Source organism: Anabaena sp. UHCC 0451 (genome assembly GCF_034931405.1).
Lineage (GTDB): Bacteria > Cyanobacteriota > Cyanobacteriia > Cyanobacteriales > Nostocaceae > RDYJ01.
Window position 1 is genome coordinate 280,194 of the sequence record NZ_JAYGHA010000002.1, and the last position, 15,681, is coordinate 295,874.

At 36.4% G+C, this 15,681-nt stretch carries 11 protein-coding genes and 1 CRISPR repeat array; of the genes, 7 read left to right on the forward strand and 4 right to left on the reverse strand.

Annotation, left to right across the window (positions count from 1 at the left end; all coding sequences use genetic code 11):
• The first annotated feature begins 488 nt into the window (after positions 1–488).
• Complete coding sequence (locus VB694_RS02770; protein WP_323358801.1) at positions 489–920, forward strand: hypothetical protein; 432 nt, start codon at positions 489–491, stop codon at positions 918–920.
• Positions 921–971: 51 nt separating this feature from the next.
• Here the strand turns inward: VB694_RS02770 and VB694_RS02775 are convergent, their stop codons facing one another.
• Both VB694_RS02775 and VB694_RS02780 read right to left on the reverse strand, forming a co-directional pair.
• Positions 972–1,703, reverse strand: a complete 732-nt coding sequence (locus tag VB694_RS02775) for a cyclase family protein (RefSeq protein ID WP_323358777.1) — start codon at positions 1,701–1,703, stop codon at positions 972–974.
• A 330-nt stretch (positions 1,704–2,033) separates the two neighbouring features.
• A complete protein-coding gene (locus VB694_RS02780) occupies positions 2,034–2,306 on the reverse strand; it encodes a hypothetical protein (RefSeq protein ID WP_323358778.1) in 273 nt (90 codons plus the stop codon).
• Between the two features lie 48 nt (positions 2,307–2,354).
• Here VB694_RS02780 and VB694_RS02785 point away from each other — a divergent pair, with 48 nt between their 5' ends.
• The 4 genes from VB694_RS02785 to VB694_RS02800 all read left to right on the forward strand — a co-directional run bounded on the left by VB694_RS02785 (position 2,355) and on the right by VB694_RS02800 (position 12,369).
• Positions 2,355–2,981: a TetR/AcrR family transcriptional regulator gene (locus tag VB694_RS02785; protein WP_323358779.1), complete on the forward strand. Its 627-nt coding sequence runs from the start codon at positions 2,355–2,357 to the stop codon at positions 2,979–2,981.
• Positions 2,982–3,043: 62 nt separating this feature from the next.
• Positions 3,044–4,710: a CRISPR direct-repeat array (repeat unit 37 nt; unit sequence GTTTCAATCCCTAATAGGGAGTATTGGAAATTGCAAC).
• A 340-nt stretch (positions 4,711–5,050) separates the two neighbouring features.
• Positions 5,051–7,609 (forward strand): dynamin family protein, encoded by a 2,559-nt coding sequence (locus tag VB694_RS02790; protein WP_323358780.1) that lies wholly within the window; start codon positions 5,051–5,053, stop codon positions 7,607–7,609.
• 107 nt (positions 7,610–7,716) lie between these two features.
• Positions 7,717–11,115: a molecular chaperone gene (locus VB694_RS02795; RefSeq protein ID WP_323358781.1), complete on the forward strand. Its 3,399-nt coding sequence runs from the start codon at positions 7,717–7,719 to the stop codon at positions 11,113–11,115.
• A gap of 138 nt (positions 11,116–11,253) precedes the next feature.
• Complete coding sequence (locus VB694_RS02800) at positions 11,254–12,369, forward strand: hypothetical protein (RefSeq protein WP_323358802.1); 1,116 nt, start codon at positions 11,254–11,256, stop codon at positions 12,367–12,369.
• Positions 12,370–12,376: 7 nt separating this feature from the next.
• Here the strand turns inward: VB694_RS02800 and VB694_RS02805 are convergent, their stop codons facing one another.
• Both VB694_RS02805 and VB694_RS02810 read right to left on the reverse strand, forming a co-directional pair.
• A complete protein-coding gene (locus VB694_RS02805; protein ID WP_323358782.1) occupies positions 12,377–12,556 on the reverse strand; it encodes a hypothetical protein in 180 nt (59 codons plus the stop codon).
• Between the two features lie 205 nt (positions 12,557–12,761).
• Entirely contained in the window at positions 12,762–13,487 is a 726-nt protein-coding gene (locus tag VB694_RS02810; RefSeq protein WP_323358783.1) for a cytochrome b/b6 domain-containing protein, read from the reverse strand.
• 123 nt (positions 13,488–13,610) lie between these two features.
• Here VB694_RS02810 and VB694_RS02815 point away from each other — a divergent pair, with 123 nt between their 5' ends.
• Positions 13,611–14,420: a DNA adenine methylase gene (locus VB694_RS02815; protein WP_323358784.1), complete on the forward strand. Its 810-nt coding sequence runs from the start codon at positions 13,611–13,613 to the stop codon at positions 14,418–14,420.
• 318 nt (positions 14,421–14,738) lie between these two features.
• Positions 14,739–15,681 (forward strand): hypothetical protein (locus VB694_RS02820; RefSeq protein ID WP_323358785.1); only part of this gene is annotated, 943 nt, incomplete at its 3' end.

Here is a 15,681-nt window from a genome sequence, read left to right on the forward strand (position 1 = left end):
TCAGCTATAACACTGCTAATACAACCGACCAACTATATCCATTTATTTGGCAGTTGTGTTAGTGATGTTAGCTAATATTTATGTGGGCAAAACCTCTGTAAGTAGGAAAAATAATATATGTTGCCGAATCAAGAAGAAGATTAAAGCTTGAGTATTACCAAGATTTTCTGCTTCTCCCCTGTCAATTCAGGATATTTTAGTATTTAGTTATAAATTCGCCAAATTACAAAATAAAAATTAAATAAAAATTAAATAAAAATTAAATAAAAATTTATACTTCCAACTTGGGAACAAAAACCCGTGGTCTGGGTCTAATAATCTAGAACATAATATCAAAATACTGCTCTATCAGTTGTAGGGTGCGTCAGATATCAACAATCTGTTTATTTGCAGGATTTATGCAGTCTGACGCACCCTACCAATGTGCCAGTTCCGTAAGTCCTGTATATGCCAAAATACTGCTCTATCAGTCGGGAGCATTAATAAAAATGAATACTTTAAGGTTACTGACTCTTGTTCCCGCAACTTTGGTCATGAGTTTGGTATTTAACCAATCTATTTTAGCCCAGACTCCATTTATCCCCATTAATAACCAACTCCAAACAGATCCACTTGTTGTCAATGGCACATCTAAGGGAAAAGTTCAGAGTAATTGCGGTAATATCACGACTCAACCTAGTCAAGTTCTTCAGGTTCAAGAATCACTGCCATATTTGCGCTTAACACTTGAGGGACAAGGACAACCAACACTGCTAATAGATGGACCTGGAGGGCGCTTTTGTGTGTTGGCAGATAACTACTCTCAAAATAAACCAGAACTTGCTGGTTTCTGGCAACTGGGCAACTATTTGCTATACATAGGCAATTTATCCCCAGGTGAGCATAATTATACTCTTTCGATTTCCCAACACAAGAAATAGTCAATCAATTTTAGATTTTAGATGCAGCTACACCAAAGGAAAAATTAGCATTCAAAACAGTGCCATTACCGCAGCGGGTGAACCAGAACCACCACGCAGTCTCAGAATACCAATTATTAAGGTAGTGCCTTGGGGTGGCAGTTGATCTAAGTTGGTGAGATTTTCTAAGACAATACGTGGTTTTGCTAAGATTAAACGATTAGTAATGAAATTAGAATCTTGCCCAGAGTCTACCCCATGGGTATCAATTCCTACTCCAGCAATTTGCCTTTCGGTAATTAAAAACTGAGTAGCATCACTACCAAACCCTGGAAAGTGCATATTTCCATCTGCATCTTGGTTTAAGAATGCTTTTTTATCCAACCATTTAGTTTGCCAACCCGTATAAAGTAACACCAATTTATTAACGGAAATAGTTCCAAATTTTCCTTCCCAAGTCAGGATATCAGTTACAGTTAAAAGATAATCAGGATTTGCTGTGGCTTGGTTACAAATATCTATGACTACCGCAGATACTACTAAAGATTGGGCTGAATATTCGTCAATGCTGATGCCGTTTCCGTAAAAACTATTAGGGGCATTGATATGGGTAGCACTATGTTCACCTAAAGAAAAACGCCGCAGATAATAGCCATCATCTTGCAGTTGGGCAACAGTAGTAAATTTTACGCTTGGATCACCAGGCCATTGTGGTATATCTATGTCAATTAGATGACTTAGGTGGATAACGCGGGAATAGGAGATACTATTTTTGTTCTGGGGATGTATAATTGCTTTCCTCACTTCTTGGGCTAAAATATAGCATAAAAAGTGGAAATTCTGATAAAAATTTTGGTTTTGCTCAATTTATTAGCAAGCGATACCGATGCTAGGGAAAAATTGATTTTTGACAAATTATTTAGGTAGTCAGAAACATGAGAATGTTATACCAATTCTGTATAAAGATGCGCCAAATTTAGAAAGGAACGAACCACAGAGACACAGAGAACACAGAGGAGGAAAACACAGGGTTACAAAATTCAGCGCAGCCTCATAAGGAAATGGTATTACAACAAAATTATAGTATGCGGTAGAACCATGATTTTAACAAGTCATTAATAAAATTCTTATCTGTCACCTATATTCAATCATGGCAAATTTTTCAAAGTTGCGTTTTACCCAATCCATACCGATTTCGTTATTTAATTTTATATGCTGAGGAATGTTAGTATATAGTTTATTTAAAATATCCACATCTTGTTCAACAATTACTTCTGCTAAACGGACAAAATTTTTCTTAATTAAATGAACAACAGGATTTTTAAATTTACCATAAACTAAAACATAGGTGCGTGTATGGGTTTCTGATTCGGGAATAAAGAAATAAATTTGTTTGACACTAGCCACAGGACTTTCACCATGTACGACGACAAAACAGGGAAAGAAATTTTATAAATGGGCGTTAATTGTGTTGGGAATGTGCGGGATGCAGAAGTGACACAGCAGCAAATTCTGGATGCAGCGGAGATTGAATTTGCTAGAGATGGGTTAAAGGGGGCGCGGTTGAGTGCGATCGCAGATCGTGCAAAAATTACAACAGCGATGATTCATTATTATTTTGAGAATAAAGAAGGTTTGTATAAAGCGGTTTTGCAGCGTCCGATTAATCAAGCGTTGTCAGTGGTTAGTCAACTAGATTTAGAAAGTTTAAATCCAGAGGAAGCATTAAAGCAAATTATTCGTAGTGCGATCGCTTATGAAGTTGCTTATCCCTATCGTCAAATGTTGTGGTTTCAAGAAGCGAGTCAAAATCAGGGTTTGTATTTTAAGCAGATTAACCCTATGAATTTATACGCACCACTGCTGAAAGTTTTAGAAAGAGGGATAAAGGAAGGATATTTCCGGTCTGTAGATCCATTTTTGACATTAACTCATATTATTAGTGTCTGTATTTTCTATTTTACAGTGCAAGAAAACTGGAAACATTTGACACCAGAGATAGATCGCCTCAGTCCAGAAATGGTAGAGAAACATACAGAAAATGCGATCGCTCTTATTCTAGGTGGTTTGTTGGTTAAGTAAAGAACTGTCAGAATCAGGATTTCCAGGATTAAGGGATGAACAGGATTAAAATTGGGATTTGTGTTTCAATCCCTAATAGGGAGTATTGGAAATTGCAACCGAAAACGTTTCTTGATTGCTGCTTATCTTATCTACATTGTTTCAATCCCTAATAGGGAGTATTGGAAATTGCAACTTCTTCCAGCGGTTAGACAAAGGGCAATTGCTGTTTCAATCCCTAATAGGGAGTATTGGAAATTGCAACATCAAAGTTATAAATCGTATAACTCGACATTTGGACAGTTTCAATCCCTAATAGGGAGTATTGGAAATTGCAACTGGGAGGGCGATTATCCTCCCAGGTGATCCGGCATTCGATTGGTTTCAATCCCTAATAGGGAGTATTGGAAATTGCAACATGGGTTATGTGTGCTTGAATCAGCAAAAAGGCTGGTTTCAATCCCTAATAGGGAGTATTGGAAATTGCAACCTACAGCCATAATGTAGATATAGCTGGTTACACGGAAGTTTCAATCCCTAATAGGGAGTATTGGAAATTGCAACATCCCAGCGACAGGGGCAAGTAAGGGTAGTGATGTTCTCAAGTTTCAATCCCTAATAGGGAGTATTGGAAATTGCAACCTTCAGCATTTCTTCCTACAGGTGGTCTTGCTGAGTTTCAATCCCTAATAGGGAGTATTGGAAATTGCAACCTCCACTTAGATTTCCTATCGTTTGCCATGTGGGGTTTCAATCCCTAATAGGGAGTATTGGAAATTGCAACCTGATAAATTTATATAAAAGCACGATATCACAGCTAGGTTTCAATCCCTAATAGGGAGTATTGGAAATTGCAACCACCAACCACCGAACGGGAAGCAGCGTTAGAGGCGTTGTTTCAATCCCTAATAGGGAGTATTGGAAATTGCAACGTTATAGCCAGTGGGGTCAACGTCCATTGCTACGGTTTCAATCCCTAATAGGGAGTATTGGAAATTGCAACATAATCGCACCTGCTGGTAATTCCAATTCAATGGGGATTGGTTTCAATCCCTAATAGGGAGTATTGGAAATTGCAACAGGGCGAGAGCGATCGCAATTGGTAGAATTTTCATGTTTCAATCCCTAATAGGGAGTATTGGAAATTGCAACAATTATGTTCATTGATCTTAATCGCCAATTCTTCTCTAGTTTCAATCCCTAATAGGGAGTATTGGAAATTGCAACAAAATAAAACCCTGAATTAATCAGGGTTGCAAATCTAGTTTCAATCCCTAATAGGGAGTATTGGAAATTGCAACAAGTTCAGATACCGTTTTCCCGATGGTAGATATTGCGTTTCAATCCCTAATAGGGAGTATTGGAAATTGCAACTCCTGTGGGGTGTAATCCAGTCACCCCTAAATATTCCCGGTTTCAATCCCTAATAGGGAGTATTGGAAATTGCAACCTGTCATCACAATTTTTATCTGCTTGGTATCTATGCGTGTTTCAATCCCTAATAGGGAGTATTGGAAATTGCAACCACCCTTGACATCAAATTATTAGATGCCAACAGCAGGGCTGTGTTTCAATCCCTAATAGGGAGTATTGGAAATTGCAACTTCTAACTCCTAACTTTATATCCATTGGCTCTCTGATCGTTTCAATCCCTAATAGGGAGTATTGGAAATTGCAACGCAATCCGATTTCAGGTGAAATCGGCAAAATGGCGTTTCAATCCCTAATAGGGAGTATTGGAAATTGCAACAGCGGCATTCTGAAAGCCTATATATATTTAGTTTTCAAGGTTCGATTGCGCGGATGGTCTAATGATAGTCCATTTCAGGAATTGTGTCAAGAGCAAAAAACGCTGAAACCCAGTCTGTGTAAGGTGCGCGGGTGTGTCGCCAACAAGAATAAGCTCAAAGCATTGCCTAGAAAGAGATTCAGACATTTTTTACAGCACCTGATTTTTTACACCCACCCATCCGCGCAAAAATCCCAAATTTCTTTCCCCTGCCTTCTGCCTCCTCGTTGCATCAAGAGTGGAGGTTTTCATTTTTTATGCTATAACCCACACAGAAAATGAACTTAGGCGGCAACGACTAATGGAACTAGACAAACTAGCCAGGTTTAAAGAGTACGGTGAGTTTATCCTTCGTAAAATTGACTCTGTACCCCAACGCCCCTCCCAACAAGAAGATTGGGTTCCGACTAGCCTTGATGACTGTCTCATGGGTCTGCGAGAGGCTGCACAGAAGACGGTGGAACTGGCTACGTCACCCGTAAAAATTGGCGTGATGGGTGAATTTAGCAGCGGTAAAAGTTTGCTGCTAGGTAGTTTAATTGGTTATGCAGATGCTTTACCAGTGAGTGAAAATCCCACGACGGGAAATGTCACCGCTATTCATATTAAACCACAAGACGGTTTTGTTACTACTCAAATAGATAATTACACCGTTGAGTATTTATCTCATGAAGGGGTAAATGAGTGTTTACATTTCATGTTGGGAGAAGCAAATCGCCGCGCTACAGCAGCGGGTTTACCAGCTTTACAAGTTTCTAAAATTAAAACCGGTAAAGATATTTCTCACTGGTGTGAAGAAGCATGGAAAAGTTCAAATAATTTAGAATTACGCTATTTATTGCGGGAGTTAGTCTTATTTTTGCGGGCTTATCAAGCTTATGGTGAGGCTTTGTGTAGTAAACATTATCACATTGATGCAATTACGGCTCATGAAGGGTTACAACTAACGGAAATGCCTATGGCAATCCAAACTCTTAAATTTGAGGAGTTACCACCGGCACATATTCGCTTACCCAGTGCGCCCCAAAGACTACAAACTCAATTATTACAAAATAGTTTTCATCTCATTCACCGTGTTGATATTGATGTGAGAATATCTAGAGAAATTTGGGATTTAAATGGTGCTGACGAATTTGTATTATTAGATTTTCCCGGTTTAGGTGCAGCAAATTCTGGTGCAAGAGATACATTTTTATCATTGCGAGAATTGGCACAGGTGCAGACAATTTTAGTTTTGTTAAATGGTAAATCACCGGGGAGCGATCGCGCTAACAAAATATTTACCATGATGCAGCAGCAACGCCCAGGACAGGATTTAAAAGATTTAATTCTTGTGGGTGTGGGACGTTTTGATCAATTACCTTTAGATAGTGAAGGTGGAGAAAGAATTCTTGATTTTTTAATTGAAGATCATCCCAATTCTCAACCCTTACAAACAGATGTAGTTTTCCAAAAACTGAAAATTCTGCAAACTATTATTGATGGTGCAGATGCTTTTACTACTCAAAAAGACCGCATCGTTTTATTATCTCCATTGTTAGGTTTAGCGGAATTAGCCAAACGTTCAACTACGGTTAAAGCTGGTTCAGAACAATTTTTGGCTAATTTGGATTATCCTGATTATTTAGAACGTTCTAAACGCTTACAACAAAAATGGGGTAAATTAAGCGAACGGTTATTAACAACTGAACCGCGTAATCCTTTAGGTAGACAGTTAGGTTATTTTGCCCAAGATGGTGGTATTAATAAACTGCGGGAATTGATTCAAAATCATGTCACTAATCATGGATTAAAACAACTATATGAAGATACTCGCAGGATGGCTGATGTTGTACATCAACAACAGGAACAATTAAAATATATCATTGCGGAAATTCACGATCAAGGTATACCTACAGCTGATAGTCCAGCTTTAGTTGAGTTGCGTTTGGCAATTGAAAGTTTGGATAAAACCTATAGAAACTTTCAAAAAGATTTGGGTAAAGAACCACTTAAAGATAGAAGGGGAATTGTTGTTAGTGATGTCATTAAAGATGAACTAACTTATAGAATTCTCAATTGGAGTCAGTGGACTTTATTATTTAACAAATCCCAAAATGGTACAATTACTTTAGCAGAATCTAAAGGTGCAGCAGGAAAATTATTTGATCGGGGAAATAGGGTTAATAATTCCCTACCTACCAAGAGTGATGACTTTTATCCAGAGTTTGAAAAAACTGTGAAAGAACTGGAAGATTTTGCACGGGAGCGAATTCGTCAAGCAGTTATAGATTTGTTGAATCAATTAGCGCATCAAATAGTTTTAGAACGCGAGAAATTAAAGGAAATTCTCGATCCAGAAATGGAACAAACTATTGAAAATAAATTTGGTGTAGAAGCCGCAGATTTATTTTATAAACTTCTGTTAGGATGTGAACCAAGCCAATGGCAAGAAGCGATTATCTTAGAAATTAAAAATCAGGATAAAGCCATTTCTCCAGAAATCATGTTTCCCCTAGCACGACAAGACGAAAAACATAGTATTGGACAAATATTTGATTGGTCTCCAGAAAGAAATCAAAACTCATTTCGTGCTGCTAATCATCAACTTTTTGTTTTACGACTACGGGATGAAATAACTGCTAGTGCTAGTCTTCATCTTGTCCAATATGTCAGTGAAGTTAATCAACAAGTGAATGCAGAATTAGAAGGTATTTTGGATCAAATAATTCCTAGTTTGCAAAACCTGTCTAAAAAAGAAGAACTACTCAGATATATTGCTGCTGGAGACTCAACTCCAGAGTTAGCAATTCCCACTTGGTTAGAAATTCTTGCTGATATTGCATCAATTAATGAGAGTGATATCTATGAGTATTTTTAAAGGAACAAGGGAACAGGGAATAGGTAATAGGTATTAGTATTAGGTTTTTTCCGCGTCTACCAATTACCAATTACCCATTACCAATTACCCATTACCAAACTTAAATTATGCCTGTGGAAATTCGTCTTCCACCCAAATATCAACTGCGAGTGAAAGAAAATCAAAGTTTAGATTTACCTGCTATCCAAATTGTTGCTACTAATAGCAATATTCCTCATATTTCTCGCATTACTTGTAGTGTCAGAGGAACACCCAAGGAACTAGCAACGGAAATTCAACAAACATATAAACACTTTAACTCCGCTACCCCCCAGAAAATCTCTAACTTATGTCAACTAGGTCAATATCCTTATCAATTAGAGAAGCCTTTAGATGAAACAGTTAACTGTAATTTACAGGTGATTGTTGAGTATTTTGATTCTGATGCTACAGGAAAACCTATATTATCTATTCGTAAAAATATGGGCGTTTCCTGTAATCTTTGGTTTACACCTGATTTTGAAACAACAACAAATAAACCCATGAATCCTTTTGAATTAGACACCTATCTCAATAAATTAAGTCAACAATTGAGTGAAAAACTCAATGAAAAACCACAAAAAAGATTTCCTGGTTGGTTTGCGTTAGATTTTGGGACTTCTAACTCTACAGTGACACTTTTTGACCCCATTGAAGTACCAATTGCGGAAATTTTACCCAGAGAACAAGAATTAAGATTACGTCAACGGTTAGCAGAATGGTTAAGTTCTCCTGCTGCTTCTGCTTTACCCGATACAACTTTGAGTGAGTGGGAAAAGTTCATTGCTAATATTAGCAAAAACTTGGAAATTGAACCAGAACAGTTAAGCGAAGTTTTTGAAAGTGACAATAAGGAATTGTTTTTAGAAGCAATTCGCCAAATTGAATTATGTTTAGGAAATAGTGAGAGATTTCGCCGCGCTGTTAGCAAGAAACTTTATCAAATATATCATGAAGTTTTCCGGGTTCCGACTTTAGAATCACAAAATTTGATTCCTGTAGTTTTAGATATTGACAGACGAGATACAGAAATTCCTAGTGAAATGGAAGTATCGCAAATAGAACCTTTAAAATTGCAGATGGGTAGGGAAGCAAGAGACAACAGAAAAAAAGCCATTGCTCAAGGTACAATTAGTTCTGTCAAGGATATAATTAGCAGATTTCATCATTCACCTAAACGCTATTTTGGTCAAAGTCGGACTTTCCCAGTTTTCTTAAATGGGGAAGAACAAAATATTGAAGTTAACCAACTAATTCAAGCAGCGTGGGCGCATTTAATTGAGTTAACAGAAGATTATCGTCAACGTGCTAGAAGAAGATTTTCTGATGGCGATTTATTAACAGCAGTTGTCACCTATCCCACAGTTGCACCTCCAGTAGTTAGAAAAGAAATTAAAGCATTAGTTGAACAATTAGGAATTGATGATGTCCAAACTGCTTATGATGAAGCGGTTTCTGTGGCGATATTCTTTTTATGGCGAGAATTTGGTGGTAATTTAAATATTGGCATTGAATCTTTTAAAACTCGCTGTCGTCAAGAGAGAAATAAATGGTCACAAAATGTTTTAGTTTTAGATATCGGTGGGGGAACTACAGACTTAGCATTAATTGAATTAACGTTAGAAGATAAAACTCCATTTTTTGCTGATCATGAAGATAGGGGTTTAGGTGGACGTTACTATAAATTGACCCCGAAATTATTAGGTTCTTCGGGACATTTACAGTTAGGTGGTGAATTAATTACTTTGCGAATTTTTAGACTTTTAAAAATTGCGATCGCCGATTTTCTCTTAACAGCAACTACCAGCGGTGATATCGAAAGTGACAAACTAGAAGACTTAATTAGTTCGGAATTAAATGAACGCTTTTTAGAAGATGGTAAATTTAAAAGCGGCAGTTTATTAAAATGTGTAGACAAAGAAAATCCTGAAGGTGATGTTGCTTTCAAAGATGCCCTAGACACAGCCGAAAAAGTCTTACCTACCCGCTGGCAACAAGCACCCCAACGCCTACAAACATTTTACACCCTTTGGGATCATGCCGAAGCTGCTAAACTCAAACTAGGACAAAAATTACCCGGAGATGGTTCTTTATTAACCTTCACCCTTTCCGAACAACAAATTAGTGAACTACTCGCCCAAAGTGCAGTTAAATTTCAAATTATCATTCCTGATGCTATCTCCCTAACATTAGATAGTCAGCAATTTGAACGGGCTGCAATTTCCGCCATTAAAGAAGCAATTGGTATTGCCAAAGGTTTAATGGAAAGCCGACTAAATGTTGATAATAAACAAAAAGTAGATTGGTTAATTCTCTCCGGTAAAACCTGTAATCTTGATTTAGTACAACAGCAAATTTACCAAGAATTTAGTAAATCTCCTTATTTTGTATGGAACCCAGAACGCATTACTTTTGTTTTAGAATTTACCAAACTCGCTACCTCCGCAGGTGCTTGTTACGCCGAAAAATTAAGAAGATTAAGATTTGACCCTGAAGAATCTAAAAGTTTACTGCGTAAAGGTGCAAACCAGCTAGAAATAGATGTTAAAAACCTATTTTATTATCTACCTTGCAACTTCAAACGCAAAACCCAAAGTAACGAACTCTTAGGATTATTTAACGCTGGACAAGAACTTTATCAACTTGCACCCTGGGAAAGCGTCGCCAAAGTGCGGACAACTTGGCAAGGAATACAATTAACAAATATCATCTATCGTCAAGACTACGAAGATGGAGAATTACGTCTCTGGGGTAGCTTCGACGGTAAAACTTTGATGGAGAAATTAGGGATGGAAGAACCAGAATTTCTCAAAAAAATTAAATTGCAATTTGAAATAGATCAAACCCTACAATTTAGCGTTTTACTCTGTCAAGGTAATCCCCATTATTTAATAGATGATCAAGGAATTAACATCAATTATGTCATATCCGCCAATTCAGAACCAGCAGATTTATTTACTGATGGAGAATTAAAATGGAATATCGCCGTTGAACAACCTCGTAAAGACTTAACAGATGGTGATATTGCCATCAATGTATTAGAATCAGCAACAGTTGATCAACCAGATGCTTATCATTTAGTATTTGCAGTTGATAACAATCAAAATCAATCGTTGCAAACATTTCACTATTTACAAGATGGTGTTAACGAACCAGGAAAAGGGTTAATTAGTAACCCCTTACCTCCCTTCCCACAAAATGGTCAACACACCTTTTATATTTATCAAACAGATAGCGAAACCAACACCAAAAAATGGATACGTATCGGCGCACTTAGTAAACCAGATATCACCACAGATTACCCATGTCAATATCATGTCACACTTGATAATAAAGGTATATTAAGAATGCACGCAGGTGAAGTACCTTATTGGACATCACATAATCAAGAATGTCTGAAACAAGAAGGATGTGTTTATCGTGCAGAATTAGAATTACAACCTAATGAAATTGATAAAGAACGCGATCCTTTTTGCGGAATACATTAAAAGGGAATGGGGAATAGGGAATAGGGAATAGGGAAATAGTTATTTTTATTCCTTCTCAACTCCTGATTCCTGTACGGGTTTAGCAATGCTAAACCCCTACTAACTAACTCCTAAATTCTAAAATTTTTTCTTACCATGATGCAGCCTTTACAACAATTATTAGCAACGGAAAATTCCCAAATAGCCCAGGTATTACGTTTTAGTTTATATGGACTAGAAGCAACCTTAAATCAAGCCCAGACGGAATACACAGAAGATCCAGGAAAGGAATTATGTGAACAGCTTATAGAAGAAATTAACAACCTTTTAAAACCCGCAAAAGTTCCAGAAGATGCTGTTGTTAATGAATCTAAATTGAATGAATCTAAATCAAGTGAATTATTAAGTGAGTTACGTCAAGTTTTTGATGCTGATTTAGAACTGAATTTTTATTTAGGAGATGCACCACTGCAAAGTCAAAATGACAATGATTTATGGAATGAAATTCAACGTCAACTTTTGCGAGTTCCTGAAGATTTAGCCACATCTTGGCGAAAACGTGCTTTAGAAATGGCTCAGAAAGTTGGCGCAACCGAAGATTATGTAAATCTTTACCATTTACCTTTTGTTCGTGATGAAATTATTTATCCTGGTTTAAATGGTTCTGTCCAAGCTGGGGGTTTATGTTTGTCTAAAAAAGCCCTTTTAAAATCAGATATTGATCAGATATATAACTCTGAAGAATTGCATTTATTAGCGGGATTTTTACATTTATATATTAAATTAATTGAGATAGAACCAGATTTACATCATGCTTTAAAAAGTGTGTTTAGCTTTGATGTTGTTTCTTTAAAATCTCAGCCAGAACAATGTCATCTTTACATTGAAACATTGAGCGATCGCTTACAACGTACTCAAAAAACTGAGGAAAATACTGACCCAATATTAAATCTACGTGCTTGGCTTGACATAGATGAAGCCATACATTCTCTAGTGTTCGTTCCCCCAGCTGAACGTTATTCCTGGTGGGGAAAGCTACAACAAGAATCACGACGTATCCTGAAAAAAGTAGCCAATAAAGCTATAAAAGCAGGTAACAATGTCCATATTAAGCAATTATCAGGACTTTATGCTGATAATTGTGCTTATTCCAAAGATGACCTACAGCTAGATTATGGTGGAACACCCGGTGAAGTATTAACTTGTCTAAGATTATACGCACGTATAAATCAAGAAGAAAATCCGGGACGCGTACTCTTTCGGTCGTTACGGTAAAAATCTTTTAGAACTCACCAGGTGTAGGTGTAGTAGTTGGTTTAGATGTCGGTGTAGTAGTTGGTCTAGGAGTTTGTTGAGCAAATAGAGTATGTTGTGTGTTCTGAGCTTGAAAATCTTTGGGTATTGCAGCAACAGCAGCAGTTCCCAGAAATGCTAATAAAGCAACAGATGCTAAATTCCTCATTTTCTTATTCCTACCAAAACTAATGTCACTCTATTTTGATCAATCCTAAAAATTTATATATCTAACTATAGGTGGTCTAATTTGTATTTCTTTAGATAGAAAAACTGAATGAAAAATTTTCTAAATTTGCTGCTTAATATTGATGTAAAAAACAGGAACTTTAGATTTAATAAATCAAAATTTTTCCTATCTATGATTTATTATCTTATTCCCCAGCAGAGAAAAACACTGGTAAAACAAATGCGACTATAATTCCCACTAACACAACCACTTCAATAATTCTCAGAGAAAAATTACTCTGCATTAACTGATTAATTTCAGCAGGAAAATTACTGGAAAAATTACTCAACCAAGCACGCAAACTAATAAACCAGATTCTAGGACTATCTTCTGTTCTAAATTTCCCTGAAAACATTGATAATAATAATGGCGCACCACCCACTTTAGCAGACATTAAAACATGAATAGCTAAACAGCAAACCATAATCACCCAAGCTATCAAATGAAAATAATACCAAATATGATCAAGTTCCCCTATCGGTAGCCATTCTTCTTTCATCATTCTTCCAGATATTACAGCCAAAACTGAAGCAATTAGCATCAAAGTATTTGCTAAACGTTGCAGACTCACCCACCAAATTGGTTTACCAAATTGTGAGAGTTTTGGGATCGAATCTGGTTGTAATAAACGCTTTTCACCAGCATGAAAGCTGTAAATAGCGAAAGCTGGTAATAAAATTAAGAAAAATAGCCCTACAGTTCCGTGAATATCCTGGATAGGATCAATTTTAGGAATGGGAAGTTTACCGAATCTTTTGTCAAATGTGTTGTAAACTAAGAATCCGGTAATAATAGCCGCAATGACTAAAATTCCGCTGATACCGTGTAAAATTCGCAATAACAAAGGTTGATAGGGTACTGAACGAGTCATAAAATGTTTACTTTATGGTAATAAAAACAAAGTGAAGAAAAGTGAAGATTTCAGATGTTATATTTAACAATAATATAATAAAAGTTGACCGCAATTCAATAATTCAATCACTCATAATCCTATATGATTAAAAGCCCTCTCCGTTATCCTGGTGGTAAATCAAGAGCCATCCAAAAAATAGCCGAACATTTACCAACAACCTTTACAGAATTTAGAGAACCATTAGTAGGTGGTGGTTCAGTCTTTATTTATCTAAAACAAACATTCCCTAACTTAAAAATTTGGATCAATGATTTAAACAGAGAACTATATTTATTTTGGCATATTTCCCAAAACGAGCTACCTAAATTAGTTGCCGAAGTTCGTTATATTAAAGAAACCTATAAAAACGGACAATTGCTATTTTCATACTTATCCCGCGTAGATGTTAATACCTTATCATATTTAGAAAGAGCAGTCCGCTTTTTTGTTCTCAATAGAATTTCCTTTTCAGGAACAATAGAATCAGGAGGATTTTCCTTAGAAGCTTTTCATAAACGTTTTACTTATTCATCAATAGAACGCCTAGAAAAATTAGCTGATATTTTAACAGCAGATGTCAAAATTACCAACTTAGATTACAGTGAATTGTTAACAACAGAAAGTGAAGATGTATTTATATTTCTAGACCCGCCTTATTTAAGTAATAAAAATTCTAAACTATATGGAAAGGATGGAGATTTGCATACTGTCTTTGATCATGAACAATTCGCTGGAAATATGCGTAAATTCCCACACAGATGGCTAATTACGTATGATAACTCTCCAGAGACCATAAAGTTATTCAACTTTGAGAATATTAATATTCATGAATGGAAGCTCCAGTATGGCATGAATAATTATAAGCAAGAAAATGCTGCTATTGGACAAGAATTAATAATCCGAAACTATTAAATTACTCCTACGAATAGCCGACAGTTACACAACCTAATACCGCTTCTTTATGAGGCTGCGCTAAATTTCTTTATCTCTTTCTTTGTGTTCTTTGCTTCCTTTGCGGTTCGTTATATAATTCGGCGCATCTTCATACAGAATTGGTATAAGTAGTTGTCTCCAAAATAAGCTGATTATAATATCTTGTAACTAAATGTTGCAATGTATTTATTAAGATTGATACAATTCGTTGAGATTAGTGGCTTTTATACATAAATATACCAACGAATTACTGTATAATAGAAATAAATTTATACAGTTAGCTGACCAGCATCTCTAATGATTACACCCGAAACCCTGAATGATATTCGGAAGAAACTGGAAGAAAGATCCATAGCTGACAAAGGGATCATAGAAGAACTACGTCTTGAAATTCAACCGTTAAAAAGTGAAGTCCGCCGAATTAATCCTCGAAGCACTACATCTATTTCTCTTGTTGCTGCTGACGGTGGTAATAATAAGATTGATTTTGACCCATTCTTATTTCAACTTGTTAGGGTTGTAGACTCCTATGGAAGAGAACTGATACTAGATTTAGCTTCTCCAACAACAGATATAGGGCAATTGTCAAGTAGTCATCTAGATCAGGATGGTACTCCTAAATCAGCTTTGGGGCTGATGATGAAAGATTTGGGAGTGAAAACTCTTTGGGAACTTAGTCCAATGATACCCAAACCTAATAGCGCAAATTCTAATCCTAAATGGGTTTTAGATTATCGTGATTTGGCAGAATGGGCTGCTTTGTATCAAATGCTTCAAGAAGGAGGATTTAATACAGATACTTTAATTGTTCGTGATGGCCTCTTAAGAAGCAAAATTTTTACTCAAAAACTCTTTAAGGATCTATTAGAAAAAATTAATGATGCTATTAAAGAAATTTATCGTCTTAGAAAAAGGCGTGTTTATCTTGTTGGCTTTTCTAAAAAAAGTAAGGTACTTGCAAGATATAGATTGGCATTTGCATTAGAAGGAATATTAACTCAGGGTTATCCCTGTTATGTAGAAATACCACCAGATATTCAGAAAAAAGCCTATATTTGGGAAGAGTATGCTACAGGAAGTGAATCTGAAAAGTTTGTAGGTGGACGTTTATTTATGGTCAGATTTGGTAGTCGTATCAATGACCCTATCTGGCCAGTAGATATTTTTCTACCTCAACTTGACCAAGTTTCACAGATCATGGGCTATTTATTGGCAGATGCCAATGATGGTTTCCCTGGGG